Source organism: Pseudonocardia sp. DSM 110487 (assembly GCF_019468565.1).
Taxonomy (GTDB): Bacteria; Actinomycetota; Actinomycetes; order Mycobacteriales; family Pseudonocardiaceae; genus Pseudonocardia.
The window spans coordinates 5,085,931-5,107,176 of the sequence record NZ_CP080521.1; the positions used below are offsets into that span (position 1 = coordinate 5,085,931).

A 21,246-nucleotide genomic window follows, 5' to 3' on the forward strand; every position below is an offset into this window, starting at 1 on the left:
AGCCTTGTGTGGTGTGCCACGCGGTCTCCTGCGCCGCGATGACAGAGGATGGGCTGGTGACCGCGACGCTGCATCGGCTACCCGACCTCGTGCCGCCCCCCATCGAGCTGCCGCCGCGGACATCGGCGCTGCGCGCCGAGGTACGGGCGTTCCTCGCGGAGGAACAGGCGGCAGGGCTGTGGACGCCGCGTGCGGACGTCTGGCTGTCGGGATGGGACGAGCGTTTCTCCCGCGAGCTCGGGCAACGCGGCTGGCTGGGCATGACGATCCCGAAGGAGTACGGCGGACACGGCGCGTCGGCGCTGGACCGCTACGTCGTCACCGAGGAGCTGCTCGCCGCGGGCGCGCCCGTTGCGGCGCACTGGATCGCCGACCGGCAGATCGGGCCCACGCTCCTGCGGTTCGGCACCGAGGAGCAGCGGCAGCGGTTCCTGCCGGGAATCGCCAGGGGTGAGGTGTACTTCGGCATCGGGATGAGCGAACCCGACGCCGGGTCGGACCTGGCCGCGGTGCGCACCCGGGCCGAGCGCGTGGACGGCGGGTGGGAGCTCACGGGCACGAAGGTGTGGACGTCCGGCGCGCACCACGCGCACGCGTTCTTCGCGCTCGCCCGGTCGGCCCCGCGCGACGAGCAGCACCGGCATGCTGGGCTGTCGCAGTTCATCGTGCTGCTCGACGCACCCGGCGTGCAGATCCGCCCGATCCCGCTGCTCACCGGCGCCCACCACTTCAACGAGGTCGTCTTCGACCGGGTCTTCGTGCCGGACGGCATGGTGCTCGGCGAGGTCGGCGCCGGCTGGAAGCAGGTCACGAGCGAGCTGGCGTTCGAGCGCAGCGGCCCGGAGCGGTTCCTGTCGACGTTCCCGCTGCTCGTGGCGCTGGTCGGGGAGCTGGCGGGCACGACCGGAGCCGAACGGGAGATCGGCGGGCTGGTGGCGCGGCTGTGGACGCTGCGGCGGATGTCGCTCGCCGTGGCCGGCTCACTGGAGTCGGGGGAGGCCCCCGAGCTGGCCGCGGCCGTGGTCAAGGAGCTCGGCACCCGGTACGAGAACGAGGTGATCGACGTGGCGCGGCTACTGGTCGCTGTTCCGCCGGACCCCGGCGCGGAGTCGGGGTTCGCGCGCCTGCTCGCCGACGCGGTGCTGCACGCCCCGGGGTTCACGCTCCGCGGCGGCACGAACGAGGTGCTGCGCGGGATCGTCGCGAGGGGGCTGGGGCTGCGATGACCGGGGCAGGGATGACCGGGTCGGGGATGACCACGTCGGTGAACACGGAGCTGCAGGAGCTGGCCGAGTCCGTGTTCGGGGATGCCGCGTCGAGTGACACGGGGTTCGACGCCGGGCTGTGGCGCACGCTGGAGGAGACCGGGCTCGCCCGGTTGACGCTGCCCGCCGATGCGGGCGGCAGCGAGGGCACCTTCGAGGACGCCGCCGTGGTGCTCGCGGCGGCCGGTGCGCACGCCGCGAGGGTGCCGCTGGTGGAGACCGACCTGCTCGGCGGCTGGCTGCTGCACGCCGCGGGCGTGCCGCTGCCGGACGGGCCGCTCACCGCGGTCGCGGGCCGGCTGGAGGTGGACGGCACGACCGTCCGTGGCGAGCTGCCCCGGGTGCCGTGGGCTCGGGACTCGGCCGGCGTCGCGGTGCTGACGGGCGCCCACGTGGTGCTGCTCGACCCGCGCGCCGCCGGGATCACCGAGGGGACCAACCTGGCGGAGGAACCGCGTGACACGGTGGCGGTCGCCGGACCCGCCGTCGCGGTCGTCGCGGCACCCGACAGCGTGGCGGCCGAGCTGCGCCTCCGCGCGGCGCTGGGGCGCGCCCTGCTGCTCGCGGGCGCCGCGCGCGGGGCGCTGGCCGCCGGCGTCCGCTACGCGGGTGAGCGGGTGCAGTTCGGCCGCCCGATCGGCCGGTTTCAGGCGGTGCAGCAGCAGCTGGCACTCGCAGCGGGCGAGGTGGCCGCGGCATCGGCCGCCGCATCCGCGGCGGCGCGGGTGGCCGCTGACGTCGGCTTCGCGGCACCCGCCACCCGGCTCGCCGTGGCCGCGGCCAAGTCCCGCGCCGGGGAGGCCGCGGGCGCCGTTGCCCGGATCGTCCACCAGGTGCACGGCGCGATCGGCTTCACCCGCGAGCACGACCTGCGCCTGTGGACCACCCGGCTGTGGGCATGGCGGGAGGAGGACGGCTCCGACGCGGAATGGAACACGGACCTCGGCGCGACCGTCCTCGCGGCGGGCCCGGCGGGCCTGTGGCCGCTCATCACGGGCTAGGCGACCCGGTGGTCGAGTAGCGCCGGCCCCCAGGGCCGGCGCGTATCGAGACCACGAGACGGATGCCTCGCTCTGGTGGTCTCGATACGGCACGGCGCTGGGGCGCCATCCCTACTCGACCACCGGGAGCCTCAGGAGCCCTCCTCCTCGGCGCGCATGTGCCGCCCATTGCGGACCCCGCGCTGGAAGGTGCTGAGCCGCCCGCGGACGGCGTCCGGGTCACGTCCCGAGATCGACGGCGGCGGTTCGCCCGGCATCGCGCTGCCCGGCATCAGCCGGCCGCGCGGCACCCGCTTCGGCAGGCCGGCCGTGGTGTAGCCGGCGGTCTGGCTCTCGGTGGCGGCGCGGGCGGCCTGCCACACCGCGTCGGCGGACGTGACGAACGCGGACGGGTCCTGGCGGGCGCGGGCGCCGACGCCGGCGGGCACGGGCTCGGCGTCGTGGGAGCGGGGCGCCGGCACGTGGAACCAGCCCGATGTGACCTCCGCGAAGATCGGCGTGGCCTCGAACTCCTCGACCTCGGAGGCCAGTGGGTCGGGCGGGCGCGGCTCACCGGGGTCGGGCAGGGATGGGGGCGGCACGATCGGCTCGAACAGGTTGGGCGGTTCCAGGCGCGCCTCCGCGCCGGCATCGACCGGCGGCGGCGCGGGCTCCGGCTCGCCATGGGGCTCGGGCTCCGCGGAGACCACCGGCAGCCGCATGGTGGTCTCGCCGCTCGTGGGGTCGTAGCGCGGGCGGGGCGCCGGGCGTGAGTGGTCGTCCGACGGCAGCGCGGCACCGTCGGAGCCCGCGGCGCCCGCGCCCAGCGGCTCGCCGCCGGCGGGGGTGCGGGGCGCCGGGCCGGGCGGGAGGACGATGCGGGACGGCACAGCGGGGGCCGGGTCGATGCGCGACCAGACGACCTGGTCCGGCTCGTCGACGCGCTCGCCCACCAGCTCGGCCGGGATCGTCACCCGGGCGGTGACGCCCCGCTTGGCGGCGGCTGCCGACGCGCCCAGCGAGTCGGTGAACAGGCCCACCGAGATGCCGTGCCGGTTGGCCAGCCTGCCCACCACGAACAGGCCCATGCGCCGCGACGCCGCCACCGACGCCGTGGACTCGACCGGGTTGCGCAGCCGCTCGTTGAGGGTGCCGAGCTCGCCGGGGGAGAGCCCGATGCCCTCGTCGAAGATCTCCACGAGGATCGAGTCGTCGCGGGCCTGGCTGCAGCTCATCACCACCTGGCTGTCACTCGGCGAGAAGTTGGTGGCGTTGTCGAGCAGCTCCGCGAGCAGGTGCTGGATGTCATTGGCCGCCGTGGCGGCGAACGTGGCGTCCGGCGGGTTCTGCACGACCACCCGCTGGTAGTGCTCGATCTCCGAGACCGCGGCCCGCAGCACGTCGAGCACCGGGGTGCTCTCGGCCGCCGGGCGGGGGATGTCGGCGCCCGCGAGGACGAGCAGGTTCTCGCAGTTGCGCCGCATTCGCGTGGCGAGGTGGTCGAGCCGGAAGAGGTCCGACAACTGCTCGGGATCGACCTCACCCTCCTCCAGCTGTTCGATCAGCACGAGCTGCCGGTCGACCAGCGCCTGGCTGCGGCGGGAGAGGTTGACGTACATGGCGTTGATGTTGTTCTGCAGGGTGGCCTGCTCGGCGGCGAGCCGGACGGCCTGCTCGTGCACCGCGTCGAACGCGCGGGCGACCTCGCCCACCTCCTCGCGGGTGGTGACCGGCACCGTGGCGATGTTGACGTTCGGCGCGGTGCCCTGGCGCATCCGCTGCACGGCCTCCGGGAGGCGGTCCTGCGCCACGGTGATGGCGCTGCGGCGCAGCGTGCGCAGCGAGGCGATCATCGAGCGGGCCACGAAGCCGACGATCACCCCGGCCAGTACGAGCGCCAGCAGCAGGACGACGGCGTTGGCCCACGCCTCGACGAGCGCGCTCTGCCGCCGCTCCACGACCGCGGTGCGCAGCTCCGAACGCAGCCCCTCTGCCGCGGCGTCGACCTCGCCGAGGAATCGGCTGTAGACGTCGGCGACGGTGGCGACGCCGTCACCCTCCGGCGGTGAGCCGGTCAGCACGGCCTGCACGAGGCCGTTGCGGGCGCTGTTGCCGGGACCCGGGATCAGCCCGGCGTACCGCACGCGTTGCGGGGCGTTCAGCGACACCCGGAAGTCGGCGAGCGCGCTCTCCAGCCGCGCATTGCTGAACTGCAGGTCGGTGCCGAGCGTGGGGGACAGGCCGCTACGCACGGCGATGGCCATCTGGGCCTGCTGGAGGGTGGCCTCGTTGCGCGCGGCACCGAGGCCGGCGAGTGCGTTTGCGAGCCCGGTGACCTCGGACGTGTTGATGTTGCGCAGCAACGCGGTGTCGAGCTGCACGAGCTGCTCGATGAGCTCGGAGTACCGCGCGACGACGGCCTCGGGCGGGGCATTGGACCGGGTGACCACCTCGCGCAGCGGCGGGAGCCGGGAGATGGCCTGGTCGGCCTGCTGCTGGACGAGCACGATCGCCGGGACGTCGTCGGCGAGCCTCGCCACGGCGTCGCGGCTCCTCGCGGCGCGCTGGTCGACGGCGTCGACCACGCCCTGCAGCGCGCGCGGGTCCGCCCGGCCGTTGGCGACGAACTCCGTGGCGCGATAACGCTCGCGCTCCACGTCGACGACGAGGGAGGTGACCATGCCCTGGGCCGAGACGAACCTGGCGACGAGGCCCCGTTCGGCCGCCTCGGCGACCTCGTCGAGGATCCGGATCGTGCCGAGCGCGACGGCGAGCACGAGCGGTACGACGACCACGACCGAGAACTTGACCCGCACGCTCCAGTGCCGCGGGGACGGCCACGCGGACCGCCGGCGGGCGGCCGGCCGGTCGTCCGTTGTCACGTCGGTCTTCTCCACTCGGACGCTTGGGGGAGCAAGGCGGCCCGCCCTGGCCACCGGACAACATGATCACCTGCTGTCGCAGTGTAACCAGAGTCACCCGGGCTTGTCGGTAGTGCGAGCACCAGGATGCGCCGAACGGGTGGCCACCTGCTGCGCTGCGTCATGATATGGGTACCCCCGGTGGTCCGTCGCGGCGCCATGGTGCTCCGCGTGTCGCAACCCCGAGTTTGACACCTCTGATGTCCGCCGATGATGCTTCGCACCGATCAAACAACTGACGATTCGACGATCCAGAATAATCCAGACGGCGATCCAGCGAGCACGAGGACGGTATGCAGGACGGCACAACAAGCCGCTCGCGGCCGAATCGTCGACAGTTCCTCCGCACCGTCCGCACCGCAGGGGTCGGCGTGCTCGCCGGGGGGATGGCCGCGGCGTGCGGCTCCGAGCCACAGGCGACGATCCCCGCCGCAGGCGCTCCCGGCGACGTGATCCGGATCGGGTACGTCAGCGCCGAGACCGGGGCACTCGCCCCGTTCGGCGAGGCCGACGGGTTCGTCGCCACCGCGCTGGGGCAGTTCTTCACCGCGAACCCGATCGCTGTCGGCGGCCGCCCCCATCGGGTGGAGATCCTGACGCGCGACAGCCAGTCCGACGCCAACCGGGCGGCCGACGTCGCCGCGGGCCTCGCCCTCGACGACGGCGTGCACCTGATGCTCGTCTCGGGCACGTCCGACACCGTAAACGCGGTCAGCGACCAGTGCGAGGCCGCTGGCCTGCCGTGCGTGGCCACCGCGAGCCCGTGGCAGTCGTGGTTCTACAGCAGGGGCGGGCGACCGCAGACCCCGTTCGCGTGGACGTACCTGTTCTCGTGGGGCCTGGAGGACACGCAGGCCGTGTACGCCGACATGTGGGACCAGGTGGCGACCAACAGGGCGGCTGGCGTGCTGTGGCCCAACGACACCGACGGCCTTGCCTGGGGAAATCCGGACACCGGCATCCCGCTCTCCGTCGCGCAGCGCGGCTACACGATCGTCGACCCTGGCAACTTCGCCGGCGGCAGCCATGACTTCTCCGCGCAGATCGCCGCGTTCCGCGCCGCCTCGGCCGAGGTTCTGCTCGGCGTGGCGAACCCGGCGGACTTCGCCACGTTCTGGCGGCAGGCCGCCCAGCAGGGCTACCAGCCGCGGATCGCGACGATCGGCAAGGGCATCCAGTTCCCGGCCACCGTGGAGGGGATCGGCCCGGCCGCGGTGAACCTCGCAACCGAGGTCGGGTGGTCGCCGAGCCACCCGTTCAGGTCCTCGCTCACCGGGCAGAGCGCCGCCGACCTCGCCGCCGAGTACACAGCGGCGACGGGGCGGCAGTGGACGCAGCCGCTCGGGTTCGCGCACGCGCTGTTCGAGGTCGCCGCCGCGGCGCTCACGGCCGTCGGGTCCGTGCAGGACCGCAGGGGGATCGCCGACGCGATGGCCCGGATGCGGCTCGACACCGTCGTCGGGCCCCTCGACTTCAGCGCCGGGCCCGTACCGGGAGTCGCCAAGACGCCGCTCGTCGGCGGCCAGTGGCGCGCGGGCACGACCACCCCGTACGAGCTGGTGATCGTCAGCAACACCCAGCACCCGCAGATCCCGGCGGGCGGCACCGTCGCACCACTGCCCGCCCCGGCCCGGTGAGGCAGCGGCGGCCAGCACGCTGCTCAGCCGCTGAACTTGCGGAAGTCCCAGCTCGTGATCTTGTCCGGCACTATGCGGAGCCAGGCGTGCCGGCCATCGTGGACGAACGTCCCACCCATGTAGCGGTCGGCCATGAGCTGCTCGGGGCCCTCCAGCTCCGGCACCGGCTCGCCGGTGCGGGGGACCTCGCCGACGACCTCGACCCGCCCGCGCAGCTCGACACCGCGCAGCTCGTCGTAGGAGGTGCCGGCGTCCACGACGACGGCGACGCGCGGGTCGCGCTGCAGATCCGTCCAGCGCTGGCTGCGCACCACCGACGTCAGCCACAGCGCGCCGCCGTGCCACGCGTACCACAGCGGGGTGGCGTGCGGCCCGCTCGGGCCGAGGGTGGCCACGCGGCACGTGCGTTCCTCGGCGAGGAACGCATCCACTTCCTCGGGGGTCATCGCGATCCGCCGTCCCCGGCGCTGCTCCAGCATGACCACGGACGGTAGCCGACCCGGTGCGCAGGCCGCCGCCGGCAGCGAGTAGAACCAGCACGGTGGACGATGTGGTCGACCTGGCGGTGGTGGGCGCAGGCCCGGCCGGCAGCGCCGCGGCGCTGCGCGCGCTGCAGCTGCGTCCGGACGCCCGTGTGCTGCTGGTCGACGCCGCGGAGTTCCCTCGCGAGAAGACCTGCGGCGACGGGATCGCCGCCCACGCCCTCGACCTCGTCGAGGCGCTGGGCGTGCCCGGTGTGTCCCGCCTCGGCCCGCCGGTGCCGCGGATGCGGCTGCGTAGTCCCGGCGGCCGGGTGGTGGAGCGCGCCTGCGCCCGCCCCAACCGGGTGGTGCCGCGTACCGTCTTCGACGCCGAGCTGGTGGCCGCCGCCGTCGCGCGCGGGGCCCGGCTGCTGCGGCACCGCGTCCGGCACCTGGAGATGGGCCCGGACCGCGTCGTCCTAGACGGTGCGGTCGCGGCGCGCGTCGTGATCGGCGCGGACGGTGCGAACTCCACCGTCCGCCGGCTGCTCGGCGCCCCGGCAGCACCACCGTCCGCCACCGCCGTGGCCGTACGCGGCTACGCGCCCACCGCGGTGGACCCGGACACGCTCGTGATCGAGTTCGCGCGCGGGCCGTACCCGGCGTACGCATGGTCGTTCCCGCTGCCAGGGGGCGGTGCCAACGTCGGGTTCGGGGTGTTCGACAAGCGCGGGAGCGGCTCCCGCACCGAGCTCGTGGCGGCCCTGCGGGCGCTCCTGCCGGGTCACGAGCCTGACCCTGCCTCCGTCCGCGGCCACCACCTGCCGCTCTTCACCACCCCACGCCACCACCCCGACGGGCGGGTGCTGCTGGCGGGAGACGCAGCGGCTCTGGTCAACCCGCTGACCGGGGAGGGAATCTTCGACGCGCTCGCCTCCGGCGTGCTGGCCGGGCGCGCCGCGCTGCTCGGCGCCGCGGCGGGGGCGGCGCACCGGGCCGCGATGCGCCAGACGTTCGAACGGCACCACGCCCACGGCGCCGTGCTGGCCCGCCTGCTGCGCCGCCCCCGGTTCCTCGACGCGGCGGTGCACGCGGCGGCGCGGCGCCAGTCCGTCTTCGACGCCGCCGTCGACATCGGCCTCGGCAGGGGAACGGCACCCTTGTCCGCGCTCGCCCACGTTGCGTTGAGCTGCGCGGCCGCGGCGTAGTAGGACTTCGTAGGCTTGCGGCGTGGTCGGTGCGGCGCTCGAGGACGTGCTGCGGCCGCTCGCTCCGCAGGTACTCGGCGTGCTGGTGCGCCGCCACGGTCAGTTCGAGGCGTGCGAGGACGCGGTGCAGGAGGCGCTGCTCGCCGCGAGCGTCCAGTGGCCGGCAGAAGGCGTGCCGGACAACCCGAGGGCGTGGCTGCTCACGGTCGGCACCAGGCGACTCGCCGACCACTGGCGCAGCGAGCACGCCCGGCGCCGCCGTGAGACCACGGCCGCGCTGCTCGACGGCCTCGACGAGGCCGCGCCCGAACAGCCCACTGGCGAGGACGACGCGCTCACCCTGCTGTTCCTGTGCTGCCACCCCGCGCTGTCGCCGTCATCGCAGGTGGCGCTCACGCTGCGTGCCGTCGGCGGGCTGACCACCGCCGAGATCGCCAGGGCGTTCCTCGCGCCCGAGTCGACGATCGCGCAGCGGATCAGCCGGGCCAAGCGCACGGTGGCCGGCCACGAATTCGCGATGCCGGCCGACGCCGATCGCACGTCCCGGCTCGGCGCGGTGCTGCACGTGCTGTACCTGGTGTTCAACGAGGGCTACACGGCGACATCCGGGCCCGACCTGCACCGGCCCGATCTCACGCGCGAGGCGATCCGGCTGGTCCGGCAGGTGCACCGGCTGCTGCCCGCCGACGGCGAGGTGGCAGGCCTGCTCGCGCTCATGCTGATCACCGAGGCGCGCAGGCCGGCCCGCACCCGGCCCGACGGCGGCCTGGTGCCACTCGCCGAGCAGGACCGGTGCCTCTGGGACCGCACCCTGCTCGGAGAGGGAATCGCGCTGATCGAGACGACCATGGCACGGGCACCGGTGGGGCCCTATCAGCTGCAGGCCGCGATCGCCGCCGTGCACGGCGAGGCGGAGCGCTCCGAGGACACCGACTGGCCGCAGATCGCGCAGCTGTACCGGGTTCTGTCCGCGGTGGCGCCGGGTCCGATGGTCACGCTCAACAGGGCCGTGGCCGTCGGCATGGTCGAGGGGCCGCGAGCAGGACTCGACCTGCTCGCCACCCTGGACGACGGCCCCCTCGTCGGACACCACCGGGTGCTGGCCGTGCGCGCGCACCTGCTGGAGATGGCGGGCGACCGGGCCGGGGCTCGCGCCGAGTACCAGGAAGCGGCGATCCGCACGACGAGCGAGCCCGAGCGGCGCTATCTGGAGGAGCGCGCCGCCCGCCTCGGGTGACACGGCCTGGTACTCGGGAGTATCGAGACGATCACCGCGTCGTTGAGTCGATGTGCGCCGCTCCCCGGCCCGATGGGTCGCCCCGGTTCTGCTCGCAACGGCCATTCCGCTCGCGACGGCCCCGCCCGCCGCTGCGCAGCCCGAGCAGACCCCGGTGCAGCGCTACGTCGCGCTCGGCGACTCCTACGCGGCCGGCCCGCTCGTGCCGATCCCCACGGGCGAGCCGGCCGGGTGCCTGCGCTCCAACCAGAACTACCCGTCGGTGGTGGCGCGGGAGCTGGGTGCGGGCGAGTTCCGCGACGCCAGCTGCAGCGGGGCGACCACGGAGAACGTCACCGGGCCCCAGAGCGTGCCGCTGGGCAAGAACGCACCGCAGCTGGACGCACTGGCGCGCGACACGCAGCTGGTGACGATCTCGATCGGCGGCAACGACATCGGCTTCGGCGACATCATCACCGAGTGCGCCACCCGCTCGCCGCTGCAGCCCACCGGCAGCGCGTGCAAGGACCACTACACGGCGGACGGCACCGACCAGCTCACGCGGCAGATCGACGAGGCCGCGCCGAAGGTGGCCCGCGTGCTCGCGGCGATCGAGGAGCGGTCCCCCGACGCGCGCGTGCTGCTCGTCGGCTACCCCGTGATCCTCCCCGACGAGGGCCCCGGCTGCTTCCCGGTGGTGCCGTTCAGCCCGGGCGACGTCGACTACCTGCGCGGGGTGGAGAAGGCGCTCAACGCGATGCTGGCCGACCAGGCGTCCGCGGCCGGCGTGAACTTCGTGGACACCTACACCCCGTCGATCGGCCACGACGTCTGCCAGCTGCCCGGCACGAAGTGGGTCGAGGGCCTCGTCCCGACCGCGCCCGCGGCGCCCATTCACCCGAACGCGCTGGGTATGAAGGAGATCGGCGGGATGGTCGTCGACGCACTGGCCGACGAGCCCTCCCGCGCCGCCGCCTAGGCAGTCGATCTCCGGTGGTCGAGTAGGGCCGGCGCCCCCTGTCCGGTGGGTCTGTCCTAGAACACCTTCTCCAACCGGTTGATCCACTCCTCCCAGCCCTCGCGCAGCTCGGCGTAGTGGGACGGCTCGAACTCCGGGCCGATCCAGCTGTTCACGAGCGTCAGCTCGGTGCGCCCCGGTTCGATCTCACGGAAGGTGACCTCCACCTTCTCGTCGCTGATCCGGTCCTCGGGGGTCTGGGAGTGGTGGGTGAAGGTGAACGCGATCCGCGTGTTCGGCGTGAGCTCCAGGTACTCGCCGGTGAATCCGTTCACGGTGCCGTCGGCTTCGTGCAGTTCGATGCGGTACCGCCCGCCGACGCGCACGTCGGCGTCGACGACGGTCGCGTACCACTTGCGCATCCTGTCCGGCTCTGTCCACGCCGCGTAGAGCGCCTCGGGGGAGGCGGCGATCGTGCGGACGACGGTGACGCGGTGCGGGACGGTCTTTGCTACGTCGGTCACGGGGACTCCTCCTCGGCTCGGGTGACGAACGCTTCGAGGGCGTCGATGCGCTCGGTCCAGAACTGCTCGTAGAAGTGCAGGTGGCGGCTCGCCGCGGCGAGGGGCTGGGCCTCGAGGCGGCACACGTGCCGCCGTCCGAGCACGGTGCGCCGCACCAGGCCGGCCCGCTCCAGCACTTTGACGTGTTTGGAGGCGGCCGCGAGCGAGATCGGGTGCGGGGCGGCGAGTTCGCCGACGGTCCGCTCGCCGCCGGCGAGCGTGCGCACCATGGCCCGGCGCGTGGGGTCGGCCATCGCGTGGAAGACCGCGTCGAGTTGCTCAACCACTCGGTTGAACGTAGTGCTCGACCAGCAAACCGTCAACCGCTCGGTTGAATGTTGACAGCGGGGTTATGGTAAACCTCGAAGTTAATTAACCGGAGGGTTTGACACGTGGTCAACGATCAGCTGGACGTCGTGTTCGGGGCGCTGGCCGACCCCACCCGGCGCGCGATCCTCACGCGGCTGGCCCGCGGCGAGGCGACCGTCACCGAGCTGGCCGAGCCGTTCGCGATGAGCATGCCGGCGGTCTCCAAGCACCTGAAGGTCCTCGAACGCGCCGGGCTGATCAGCCGGGGCCGCAACGCGCAACAGCGGCCGTGCCGGCTGGAGGCCGCGCCGCTGGCGGGCGTCGCGGAGTGGGTGCAGACGTACCGGCGGTTCTGGGAGGGCAGCTTCGACCGTCTCGACGAGCACCTGCGTGAGCTGCAGCAGGGAGGGCCGGCATGACCACCACCCGGGAGTTCACGATCACCCGGGAGTTCGCCGCTCCGCGGGAGCTCGTGTTCCGGGCCTGGACCGACCCGCGGCACCTCACCCGCTGGTACGGCCCGCGCGGCTTCAGCACACCGCTCGAGTCCATCAGCGCCGACGTCCGTCCCGGCGGCATCTGGCGGGCGACCATGGTCGTCGACGGCACCGGCCAGGAGTTCCCGACGGGCGGCTTCTACCTGGAGGTCCGCGCCCCGGAGCGACTCGTGTTCACGTGGCGCGCGCCCGGTGGGGACGCGGAGTCCGTGATCACCGTCGAGCTCGCCGACCTCGGCGACGGCCGCACCGAGATGACCTTCCACCAGGTGGGCTTCAGCACCGAGGAGGCCCGGGAGAACGTCCACGACGGATGGTCGAGCGCGTTCGACCGCCTCACCGAGCACGTCACCGAACCCGAGAAGGAGAACCGATCATGAGCGCACCGCCCAGTACCGAGCTCGCCCCCGAGGCGCTACCCCCGGTCGTCACGCCCCAGGAGTGGGCCGTGGCGGCGGCCGAGCTGCGGGCCGCCGAGAAGGAGCACATGCGTGCGGGCGACGCGCTCGCCGCGCGGCGGCGCCGGATGCCGATGGTCGAGTTCGGCGGCTACACCTTCGAGGGCGCCGACGGGCCCGCCACGCTGCTGGACCTGTTCGAGGGCCGCCGCCAGCTCGTGGTCTACCAGTTCATGGCCGGGCCGCCCTGGTGCCAGGGCTGCTGCCTGTTCACAGACCAGATCAGCCACCTCGCCCACTTGCACGCCCGCGACACCACGATGGCCAACGTCTCGCTGTCGCGGTACGAGGACCTGGCCGCGCTGCGCGAGCGCATGGGCTGGCAGGTGCCGTTCTATTCGTCCCTCGGGAACGACTTCGCCACCGACTGCGGCACCGCGGAAGGCTTCGGCCTCAGCGTGTTCCTGCGCCACGACGACCGGGTCTTCCGCACCTACTTCACCACCGACCGGGGCGGCGAGGCGATCGGCACCGTCTGGTCGATCCTCGACCGCACCCCGCTCGGGCGCCAGGAGACCTGGGAGGACACCCCCGCCGGCCGACCGCAGACCGCCCCGTACCAGTGGTGGCGCCTGCACGACGAGTACTGATGGCGACGGACATGAGGGCGTGGGAACCGATCATCGGTTCCTGGGCGTCCTCCGGGCAGACCGTCGACGGCGTCGGCATCGAGGGCAGCGACGTCTACGAGTGGCTGCCCGGCCGGCAGTTCGTCGTCCACCGCGTCGACGTGCGGATGGGCGGGGAGCAGGTCGACGTGCTGGAGGTGATCGGCGAGCGGGACGGTGACGCCCTCCTGATGCGCTCGTTCGACCACAGCGGCGGCACCGCGCTGATGCGGGCCACCGTCGACGACGCCGGGATCTGGACGTTCGCCGGACCGGCCGCGCGCGCCACCCTCGTGGTCGCCGGTTCCACGATGTCAGCGAAGTGGGAACGCAACGTGGACGGCGCATGGGAGCACTGGATGGACATGGAGTTCCGCCGGACGTCGGGCTGACGCTCACGTCTCAGCGCTCGTCGTCCCAGCGCTCACGTCTCAGCGCTCGTCGTACCCCTCCACCACGCGGGCCTGCATGGGGAAGTGGACCGGGGTGTCGCCGAAGAGGCGCCGACCGGCCGTTGCGGCAGCGGCGTGGACGGCGTCGGCGGTCTCCTCGGCCACCTCTGCCGGTACGTGCAACAGCACCTCGTCGTGCTGGAAGAACACGAGCTGGGCCGGGCTCCCTGCCGCGCGCAGCTGCCCGCGCAGCTCGGCGAGCAGCACCAACGCCCACTCGGCGGCGGTGGCCTGCACCACGAAGTTGCGGGTGAACCGCCCGCGGGCCCGCGCCGCGGCGGGCTGCTCGTGGCCCGGGCGTGCTGGCGGGCAGGTGCGGCCCAGGTGGGAGCGCACCAGCCGCCCCTCCTCACCGGCGCGGGCGGCGTCCTCGACGAACGCCATCGCGGCCGGGAACCGCTTGCGCAGCGTCGCGAGGAGCACGGCGGCGCCGCCGGAGGTCTGCCCGTACATCGCCGACAGCAGTGCGAGCTTTGCCTTCGCCCGGTCGCCGCCGAACTCGCGCGCCGCGAGCGCGGTGTACAGGTCCTCGTCGCCGGGGGCGAGGGCGTGGTCGCCGGAGAGCGCGGCGAGCATCCGCGGCTCCAGCTGGGCGGCGTCGGCCACCACCAGCCGCCAGCCGGGATCGGCACGCACGGCCGCGCGCACCGCCTTGGGGATCTGCAGCGCGCCGCCACCGCGGGTGGCCCACCGGCCGGATACCACACCGCCGACGATGTACTCCGGCCGGAACCGCCCGTCCCGCACCCAGCTGCGCAGCCACGCCCAGCCGTGCGCGGAGTGCAGCCGGGCGAGCTCCTTGTAGGCGAGCAGCGGCGCGACGGCCGGATGGTCGATCTGCTTGAGTTCCCACGACCGCGTGGTGGCCAGCTCGTGCCCGGCGCGCGCGAAGGCACGCAGTACCTCGGCCGGGGAGTCGGGGTTGACCGGGCGCCCGAACGCCGCGTCGACCGCATCGGCGAGGGCCGCCAGCCTCGGCGGGCGCCCGCCCAGCACGGGCCGCGGTCCCAGCAGTTCGACCAGGAGCCGGTCGTGCACGTCGGCGCGCCACGGCAGCCCGGCGGCCGTCATCTCCTCGGCCACGAGCATCCCGGCCGATTCCGCCGCCGCCAGCAGCCGCATCCCAGGTCCCGCGTCGGCGAGCGTGCGCTGCTGTGCCGCGTGCACCGCCACGACGTCGGCGAGCTCGTCGGCGGGCGCAGCGGTCTCGAACAGCGCGGGCGGGCCGTCGTCCACGGCGGGCGGGTCGGGATCGGGGGTGCGCCCCTGGAGGCGGGCCGTCGCCGCCGCCAGCCCGTGCGGCTGCCCGAAGTGACCGTCGGCCGCGACGAGCAGGCCCTCGACCAGCTCGACGTCGTGCGCGCGGCCCACGTCGACGCCCGCCGCGAGCAGCCGCCGATAGCTGCGGGCCCTCGCGAACACCCACCTCGGCGCCTCCTGCTTCTCGAGCGCGGCGACGGCGGCGAGATCCGGCAGGGTCTCCGCCACGCCGGCCGGGGTGCCGTCCTCGTGCAGCCGCTGGATCCGCGGGACGCCCTCGCGCGGACCCGGGTCGAACGCGACCCTCACCGGCGGCGGGGCAGTAGCCCGGCCAGCAGGCCCCGCTGCGGACCACCGAGGATCTCCTCCGGGGCGGCGCCCACCTCCGCGAACACGTCGTTGGCCGCCAGCACACCCGAGACGGCTGCACGTTCCATGAGGCCGGTGAGGAACGGGGTGGTGACGTGGTCGCCCGCCACCCGCAGCCCGCGGCACGGACCGGTGACGGTGATCCTGGACGCGGCCCCGCCGGGCGGGAACGACGGCGCCGTGGCCTCCATCCGCTCCTGCCGGTGCAGCACACCGGCGTCGGCCGTCTCCGGCCACAGCTCGGCGAGCTCGGCCCGCATCCGCGCCGACGCGGTGGAGGCGTCGGGGGCGGAGCAGGCGTAGGAGTGCAGCTCCACGATCGAGCCGCCGGTGCGCGCCGCCCACTCCGCCGACGGCGCCTCGAGGCGGGAGTAGACCGTGACCGAGTCGAGGGTGCGCTCGCGGCTCACGGCGCTGAACGTGGCGCGGTGGGGGGCGACGTCGCGGTCGAACCACAGCCGGGTGACGGCGAACGGCGGCGCGACCGGGATGGCGGCCGCCTTCGCCACGAGCCGCGGCGCCACCGCCGCCACCTGCGGGGACGCCGCGAGGAGGGCGCGCAGCGCGGGCGGTTCGGTGGCGAGCACCAGGTGCCGGGTGAGCAGCGCACCGTCATCCAGCTCCACCCGCCAGCTGTGGAACTCGGCCGGGGCGATCGACCGGGCAGGCGCGGCCGTGCGCACCTGCGCGCCCAGCTTCTCCAGGTACGCCGCGAACGGCTCCCAGATCGCGGTGCGGTGGTCGGTGGCCGGCGCGTCGAAACCGATGCCGTGCGGATTGCCCAGGAAGTAGTAGTGGAACATCGCGATCAGCTCGGCGGCCGACAGCGCGCCCGGATGGGCGAAGAACGAGCGCGCGAACGCCTCGAACAGCATCGCCTGCGCGCGATCGGACATGCCGAGCGAGGCGAGGAACCGGGCCGCGGGCACGTGGTCGAAGCGTGCGGTGGTGCGGACGCGGTCGTAGGCCAGCAGCTCGGCGGCGAGCGACTGGCGGGACCGCAGCAGGTCGCGCAGCCCGAGGCTGGGGGACCGGGCGAACAGCGCGATCAGGTTGAACGGCGGGACGCCGGGCAGTCCGGTGAGGTCCTCGTCCGGCCATTCGCGGGAGATCACCGGGTAGCCGCCGATCGGGCGGAGGAAACCCAGCTCCGGGTCGATGCGGCGCAGCAGCGCACGCCAGGTGTGGTAGTGGCGGAAGAACGCGTGGAACCCGTGCTCGACCACCTGCTCGGTGCCGTCGGGCAGGGTGTGCGGCCACGCGCCGAGCCGGCCGCCGAGGGTGGGCGCCGCCTCCAGCAGCGTGACGGCCACCCCGCGCTCGGCCAGCACCACCGCCGCCGAGACCCCGGCGATACCGCCGCCCACCACCACCGCCTCGGTGCCGGCCGGGACCGTGTGGGGCAACGACGGATCGGCCGGCACCAGTACCCGCGGGCGCGGTTCGCGACTCACCCGCTGACCCTATGCGGGAGCACCGACGCTTTCGCGGAATGCCCGCCCACCCGAGCCGCGTTGGCCCGTGACATGACGATCGATGTGGGCCGGTACGGGATCTGGCGAGGGCAAGGGGGGCTCAGCCCCGAGTTCGCGGTGGAGGCCGAGGCGCTCGGGTACGGCGCCGTCTGGATCGGCGGGTCGCCTCGAGGGGACCTCGCGCTCGCCGAGTCGCTCCTCGACGCCACCGAGCGCATCGTGATCGCCACCGGCATCGTGAACATGTGGGCGACACCCGCGGAGGAGGTGGCGCCGTCCTACCACCGGATCGCGGCGAAGCACCCGGGCCGGTTCCTGCTCGGCGTCGGGATCGGGCACCCCGAGCAGACGAGCAAGTACCGCAGCCCGTACGCCACGATGGTCGACTACCTGGACGCGCTGGACAAAGCCGATGTCCCCGTCGCGGGACGGGCGCTCGCCGCGCTGGGGCCGAAGGCGCTGCGGCTGGCGGCCGACCGCACGGCCGGCGCGCACCCCTACCTCACCACCCCAGAGCACACCCGGGAGGCGCGGGAGATCGTCGGTGACGGCGTCCTGCTCGCCCCTGAGCAGAAGGTGGTGCTCGACACCGACGCCGAGCGCGCCCGCGCGATCGGCCGCCCGGTCGTCGACCGGCCCTACCTGAACCTGGTCAACTACCGGTCCAACCTGCTGCGTCTCGGCTGGAGCGAGTCGGACCTCGACAACGGCGGCAGCGACGCGCTCATCGACGCCCTCGTGGCCCACGGCGACGCCGAGTCGGTGGCCGCGCGGCTCACCGCCCACCTCGACGCGGGCGCCGACCACGTGTGCGCCCAGGTGCTCACGGCCGAGGGCGCCGACCCGCTCCCGCCCCTGCGCGAGCTCTCGGCGGCGCTCGGGTTGCGCTGACCCTTTCCGGCCCGCCTCCCGGTGGTCGAGTAGCGCCGGCCCGCCAGGGCCTCTGTCCGGTGGTCGAGTAGCGCCGGCCCGCCAGGGCCGGCGCGTATCGAGGCCACAGCCACGATCGCCTCATGGGTGAGTGGTCTCGATACGGGCCGGCGCTGGGGCGCCGTCCCTACTCGACCACCGGGAGGGCGGTGAGCAGCTCTCTCGCGCGGGTCGCCGCGGCCGCCGCCAGGTGGGACAGCGCGTCCGGTGGGAGGCCGGGCGGTGGCGGGAACACCGGGACGTCCGCTCGTGCCGGTGGCGGGAGCGGAGCGGGAAGACCTGCGGGAGTGGCCGTGTACGCCGCGGCCGCCGCCACCACGCGATCGACGTCCCGCCGGTCCGCCGGTTCGGCCGCGGCCGGTTCCCTGCCGAGCACGTCGAGCAGCTCGTCCGCGTCGCGGCCGCGCAGCAGGAGCAGCACGAACGGGTCGTCGTCCAGCAGCCACGCCGCCTGGTAGCAGAGGCCGGCCGCGTGCTGGCACGGATCGCCGATGTCCGGGCAGTCGCAGTCGGACTCGAGGTCGCCGATGGTCGGCAGGAGCGCGACGTCGGCGGCGTCCGCGGAGCGCACGAGCGATCGCGGCACCTCGCGGTCGAGCAGCGCCGCGAGGTGGCCCGCCTCGGCCAGCACCTGGTCGAGGAACCGGGCCCACTCCGCGTCGGTGAGCTCGGCCAGGTGCACCACGACGTCGTAGATCCCGTCCGGGTCCTCGATGGTGGCGGCGATCCGGCCGGGCGACACCGTGATCGGCCCGATCCGCCCGCTGCCGGCGAACCGCCGCCCGGCCCGCAGCAGAGTGGCGTCGAGGGCGGCGTCCTCCATGGCCGCGGTGAACGCCCGCGCCCACCAGGACCGGCCGCGCCTGCCCGGGCGCGGCGGGAACGCGGGGAACCCCCGCGCGGCGGTCACGATTCGCCCCGCAGGGCGACGAGGTCGGCCAGCTGGGCGTCGGTGAGCTCGGTGAGCGCGGCCTCGCCCCCGGCGAGCACGGAGTCGGCGAGCGCGCGCTTGGATTCGAGCAGGGCGGCGATGCGGTCCTCCACGGTGCCTTCGCTGATCAGCCGGTGCACCTGCACCGGGCGGGTCTGCCCGATCCGGTACGCCCGGTCGGTGGCCTGCTCCTCGACGGCGGGGTTCCACCAGCGGTCGAAGTGCACGACGTGGTCGGCGCGGGTGAGGTTGAGCCCGGTGCCCGCCGCGCGCAGCGACAGCAGGAACACCGCCGCCTCGCCGCGCTGGAATCGCTCGACCATCGCCTCGCGTTCCGGCACCGGGGTGCCGCCGTGGAGGAACTGGACGGACGTGCCGCGCGCTCGCAGGTGCCGCTCGAGCAGCCGCCCCATGGTGACGTACTGCGTGAACACGAGCGCCGCGCCGTCCTCGGCGAGGATCGTGTCGAGCAGCTCGTCGAGCAGCTCCAGCTTCCCGGACCGGCCCCGCAGCACCGGGTCGGGCTCCTTCGCGTAGAGCGCGGGGTGGTCGCAGATCTGTTTGAGCGCGGTGAGGAGCGCGAGAACGAGGCCGCGCCGGGCCATGCCGTCGGCGCGGGCGATGCGCTCCATCGTCTCGGCCACCACCGCCTCGTACAGCCCCGCCTGCTCGCGGGTGAGCCCGACGGGGCGGTCGGTCTCGGTCTTGCGGGGCAGCTCCGGCGCGATGCCGGGGTCCGACTTGCGCCGTCGCAGCAGGAACGGGGCGATGAGCCGCGCGAACCGTCCGCCGACGCCCGGATCCTCCGAGATCGGGTCCGCCCAGCGGGCCCGGAACTCGGCGAGTGTGCCGAGCAGACCCGGGGTGGTCCAGTCGAGGATCGACCACAGCTCCACCAGGTCGTTCTCCACCGGGGTGCCGGTGAGCGCGACTCGGGCGGCGGACGGGATGCGGCGCAGCGCGGCCGCGGTGCCCGACGCGGGGTTCTTCACGTGCTGCGCCTCGTCGGCGACCACAAGGCCCCACCGGTGCGCGGCCAGCGCGTCGACGTCCAGCCGCATCGTCGCGTACGTGGTGAGGACGAACCCGTCGTGCTCCGGCAACTCCCGGCCGCTGCCGTGGTAGCGGTCGACGGGCACGCCCGGCGCGAACCGCGTGATCTCCCGCTCCCAGTTGCCCAGCAACGACGCCGGGCAGACCACCAGTGTGGGTCCGGCAGCGCGGTGCAGGTGCAGTGCGATCAGAGTGATCGTCTTACCGAGGCCCATGTCGTCGGCGAGGCACGCGCCGAGCCCGAGCGAGGTCATCCGGTCCAGCCAGCCGAGGCCGCGCAGCTGGTAGTCGCGCAGCGTTGCGGCGAGCCCGTCCGGCGGCGCGAGCGGGGCGGGCGGCGCGGCGATCCGCTCCTTGAGCTCCTGGAGCCAGCCCGTCGTGAGCACCGGAACCGGGGTTCCGCGGTCGTCGACCTGTCCGGTGAGCGCCGCTCCCAGCGCCGACACCGGGCTCACCGGGCCGAGCGTCCGATCGGTCGCCCGCGCCCGGGTGGCGGGATCGACGAGCACCCACTCGTCACGAAGCCGCACCACCGGCCGGTGACTCGCGGCCAGCTCGGCCATCTCCTCGCCGGTGAGGGGGTCACCGCGCAGGGCGAGCTCCCAGTCGAGGTGCAGCGGCTCCCCGCCTGCCGTGAACGGGGTCGGACCGCTGCCGCGCCCCGCGACGACGCGCGCGGACAGCTCCGGCCGCAGGTCCCGCGGCCAGTGCACGGCGACTCCCGCGGCGGCGAGCCGGGCGGAGCCGTCGCCGAGCAGGTCGGTGACATCCCCGTCGTCGAGGTCGAGCACGTCCGGCACCGCCTGCCCGAGCAACTGCTGAAGCGGGTCCCAGAACCGCGCGGCGCGGCGCACGGCGAGCAACGCGTCGATCCGGCCGCGAGGCCCGAAGCCGACGGCCGCGCCGCTCCACACGGCGGCGAGGTCGGCCACCCGCGTGGGATCGTCGAGCGCGTGCAGCTGGACGACGGCGCGGAACCGGGTGGCGTCCGGCCCCACCTCGACGCGCAGCGACAACCGCACGCCGGCGTCGAAACCCGCCGCGACCTCGTCGGCCCAGTCCCTCAGGTGCGGGACGGCGTGTGGCTCCGGCGAGGCGTACACCGGCGTGCCGGTCGCCTCGACCGCCTCGGGGGAACGGGGCAGCACGTCGGCCACGGCGTCGAGGAACGCCCGCAGCAGCGGTGCGGCCGCCGGGAGGGCCACCGGCTCCTCTCCCGGCGCGGGGACCGCCCTTGCGCTGGGCGGCATCGCCGCGGCGAGGGAGTGCAGCCGGTCGGCGTCGTCGGCGTCGAGCGGGCCGACCCGCCACGCGTCGAACCCCGCGGGCGACACACCCGGGAGCAGCCGGCCACGGGCGACGAGGTGCACGGCGAACCGGGCCGCATCGGCCCAGAACCGCAGCGCCGCGTCCAGATCGCCGGACTCACCGTGCCCGAACGTCGGACTCGCGAGCAGGGGCGCCAGCGCCTCGGCCACCGGTATCCGCCGCACCGGCACGTTCCGCACGTCGTCCCCGGGCGGGGGCACGACGTCGGCGGCGCCGGGGGTGCCGAGGCCGGTCAGCACGTCGCCGGTCAGCAGCAGCTGGCCGGCTCGTGGCGGGTCGGCGGGGACGAAGACGGCCAGGTCGGTCCGGCTGGGCGCCCGGCCCTCGGCGGCTGGGCTCATGGGATGAGTCGAGGTCATCGAACTC

At 74.3% G+C, this 21,246-nt stretch carries 19 protein-coding genes; 11 read left to right on the forward strand and 8 right to left on the reverse strand.

Annotated features, from left to right (window positions below; translation table 11 throughout):
• The first annotated feature begins 56 nt into the window (after positions 1 to 56).
• Together K1T35_RS23770 and K1T35_RS23775 are read left to right on the forward strand one after the other, a co-directional pair.
• Positions 57 to 1,226: an acyl-CoA dehydrogenase family protein gene (locus K1T35_RS23770; RefSeq protein ID WP_255620629.1), complete on the forward strand. Its 1,170-nt coding sequence runs from the start codon at positions 57 to 59 to the stop codon at positions 1,224 to 1,226.
• Complete coding sequence (locus K1T35_RS23775; protein WP_220253915.1) at positions 1,223 to 2,266, forward strand: acyl-CoA dehydrogenase family protein; 1,044 nt, start codon at positions 1,223 to 1,225, stop codon at positions 2,264 to 2,266. The genes K1T35_RS23770 and K1T35_RS23775 overlap by 4 nt, the downstream gene beginning before the upstream one ends.
• Before the next feature lie 131 nt (positions 2,267 to 2,397).
• Here K1T35_RS23775 and K1T35_RS23780 read toward each other — a convergent pair whose 3' ends face one another.
• Positions 2,398 to 5,127 carry a nitrate- and nitrite sensing domain-containing protein gene (locus tag K1T35_RS23780; RefSeq protein WP_220253916.1) on the reverse strand — a complete coding sequence of 910 codons (2,730 nt, stop codon included), beginning with the start codon at positions 5,125 to 5,127 and terminating at the stop codon, positions 2,398 to 2,400.
• Between the two features lie 410 nt (positions 5,128 to 5,537).
• Here K1T35_RS23780 and K1T35_RS23785 point away from each other — a divergent pair, with 410 nt between their 5' ends.
• Positions 5,538 to 6,803, forward strand: a complete 1,266-nt coding sequence (locus K1T35_RS23785) for an ABC transporter substrate-binding protein (protein ID WP_220253917.1) — start codon at positions 5,538 to 5,540, stop codon at positions 6,801 to 6,803.
• A gap of 23 nt (positions 6,804 to 6,826) precedes the next feature.
• Here the strand turns inward: K1T35_RS23785 and K1T35_RS23790 are convergent, their stop codons facing one another.
• On the reverse strand, positions 6,827 to 7,282 hold the full coding sequence (locus tag K1T35_RS23790; RefSeq protein ID WP_220253918.1) for a pyridoxamine 5'-phosphate oxidase family protein: 456 nt from the start codon (positions 7,280 to 7,282) through the stop codon (positions 6,827 to 6,829).
• 62 nt (positions 7,283 to 7,344) lie between these two features.
• Between K1T35_RS23790 and K1T35_RS23795 the strand changes: the two genes are divergently transcribed.
• The 3 genes from K1T35_RS23795 to K1T35_RS23805 are packed head-to-tail and all read left to right on the forward strand — an operon-like array spanning position 7,345 to position 10,667.
• On the forward strand, positions 7,345 to 8,472 hold the full coding sequence (locus tag K1T35_RS23795) for an NAD(P)/FAD-dependent oxidoreductase (protein ID WP_220253919.1): 1,128 nt from the start codon (positions 7,345 to 7,347) through the stop codon (positions 8,470 to 8,472).
• Between the two features lie 22 nt (positions 8,473 to 8,494).
• A complete protein-coding gene (locus K1T35_RS23800; RefSeq protein ID WP_220253920.1) occupies positions 8,495 to 9,709 on the forward strand; it encodes an RNA polymerase sigma factor in 1,215 nt (404 codons plus the stop codon).
• 52 nt (positions 9,710 to 9,761) lie between these two features.
• Complete coding sequence (locus K1T35_RS23805) at positions 9,762 to 10,667, forward strand: SGNH/GDSL hydrolase family protein (protein ID WP_220253921.1); 906 nt, start codon at positions 9,762 to 9,764, stop codon at positions 10,665 to 10,667.
• Between the two features lie 56 nt (positions 10,668 to 10,723).
• On the opposite strand, the gene K1T35_RS23810 is transcribed toward K1T35_RS23805, so the two are convergent.
• Together K1T35_RS23810 and K1T35_RS23815 are read right to left on the reverse strand one after the other, a co-directional pair.
• A complete protein-coding gene (locus K1T35_RS23810) occupies positions 10,724 to 11,170 on the reverse strand; it encodes an SRPBCC domain-containing protein (protein ID WP_220253922.1) in 447 nt (148 codons plus the stop codon).
• On the reverse strand, positions 11,167 to 11,496 hold the full coding sequence (locus K1T35_RS23815; protein ID WP_255620630.1) for a helix-turn-helix transcriptional regulator: 330 nt from the start codon (positions 11,494 to 11,496) through the stop codon (positions 11,167 to 11,169). Before K1T35_RS23815 ends, K1T35_RS23810 begins: the two co-directional genes overlap by 4 nt.
• Positions 11,497 to 11,601: 105 nt before the next feature.
• On the opposite strand from K1T35_RS23815, the gene K1T35_RS23820 reads away from it, so the two are divergent.
• The 4 genes from K1T35_RS23820 to K1T35_RS23835 are packed head-to-tail and all read left to right on the forward strand — an operon-like array spanning position 11,602 to position 13,473.
• Positions 11,602 to 11,937 (forward strand): helix-turn-helix transcriptional regulator, encoded by a 336-nt coding sequence (locus K1T35_RS23820; RefSeq protein WP_220253923.1) that lies wholly within the window; start codon positions 11,602 to 11,604, stop codon positions 11,935 to 11,937.
• The gene (locus K1T35_RS23825) at positions 11,934 to 12,395 is read left to right on the forward strand and encodes an SRPBCC domain-containing protein (RefSeq protein ID WP_220253924.1); all 462 of its coding nucleotides are present in this window, start codon (positions 11,934 to 11,936) and stop codon (positions 12,393 to 12,395) included. The genes K1T35_RS23820 and K1T35_RS23825 overlap by 4 nt, the downstream gene beginning before the upstream one ends.
• Entirely contained in the window at positions 12,392 to 13,063 is a 672-nt protein-coding gene (locus K1T35_RS23830; RefSeq protein WP_220253925.1) for a DUF899 family protein, read from the forward strand. The genes K1T35_RS23825 and K1T35_RS23830 overlap by 4 nt, the downstream gene beginning before the upstream one ends.
• Positions 13,063 to 13,473 carry a hypothetical protein gene (locus K1T35_RS23835; protein WP_220253926.1) on the forward strand — a complete coding sequence of 137 codons (411 nt, stop codon included), beginning with the start codon at positions 13,063 to 13,065 and terminating at the stop codon, positions 13,471 to 13,473. The genes K1T35_RS23830 and K1T35_RS23835 overlap by 1 nt, the downstream gene beginning before the upstream one ends.
• Before the next feature lie 39 nt (positions 13,474 to 13,512).
• Here the strand turns inward: K1T35_RS23835 and K1T35_RS23840 are convergent, their stop codons facing one another.
• Entirely contained in the window at positions 13,513 to 15,102 is a 1,590-nt protein-coding gene (locus K1T35_RS23840; RefSeq protein WP_220253927.1) for a bifunctional 3'-5' exonuclease/DNA polymerase, read from the reverse strand.
• The gene (locus K1T35_RS23845) at positions 15,099 to 16,616 is read right to left on the reverse strand and encodes an FAD-dependent oxidoreductase (RefSeq protein WP_304940827.1); all 1,518 of its coding nucleotides are present in this window, start codon (positions 16,614 to 16,616) and stop codon (positions 15,099 to 15,101) included. Before K1T35_RS23845 ends, K1T35_RS23840 begins: the two co-directional genes overlap by 4 nt.
• A gap of 72 nt (positions 16,617 to 16,688) precedes the next feature.
• Between K1T35_RS23845 and K1T35_RS23850 the strand changes: the two genes are divergently transcribed.
• Positions 16,689 to 17,528, forward strand: a complete 840-nt coding sequence (locus tag K1T35_RS23850; RefSeq protein WP_220253928.1) for an LLM class F420-dependent oxidoreductase — start codon at positions 16,689 to 16,691, stop codon at positions 17,526 to 17,528.
• 166 nt (positions 17,529 to 17,694) lie between these two features.
• Here K1T35_RS23850 and K1T35_RS23855 read toward each other — a convergent pair whose 3' ends face one another.
• Both K1T35_RS23855 and K1T35_RS23860 read right to left on the reverse strand, forming a co-directional pair.
• On the reverse strand, positions 17,695 to 18,477 hold the full coding sequence (locus K1T35_RS23855; RefSeq protein ID WP_255620631.1) for an SWIM zinc finger family protein: 783 nt from the start codon (positions 18,475 to 18,477) through the stop codon (positions 17,695 to 17,697).
• Positions 18,474 to 21,221: a DEAD/DEAH box helicase gene (locus K1T35_RS23860; protein WP_220253929.1), complete on the reverse strand. Its 2,748-nt coding sequence runs from the start codon at positions 21,219 to 21,221 to the stop codon at positions 18,474 to 18,476. The genes K1T35_RS23855 and K1T35_RS23860 overlap by 4 nt, the downstream gene beginning before the upstream one ends.
• Positions 21,222 to 21,246 lie beyond the last annotated feature (25 nt).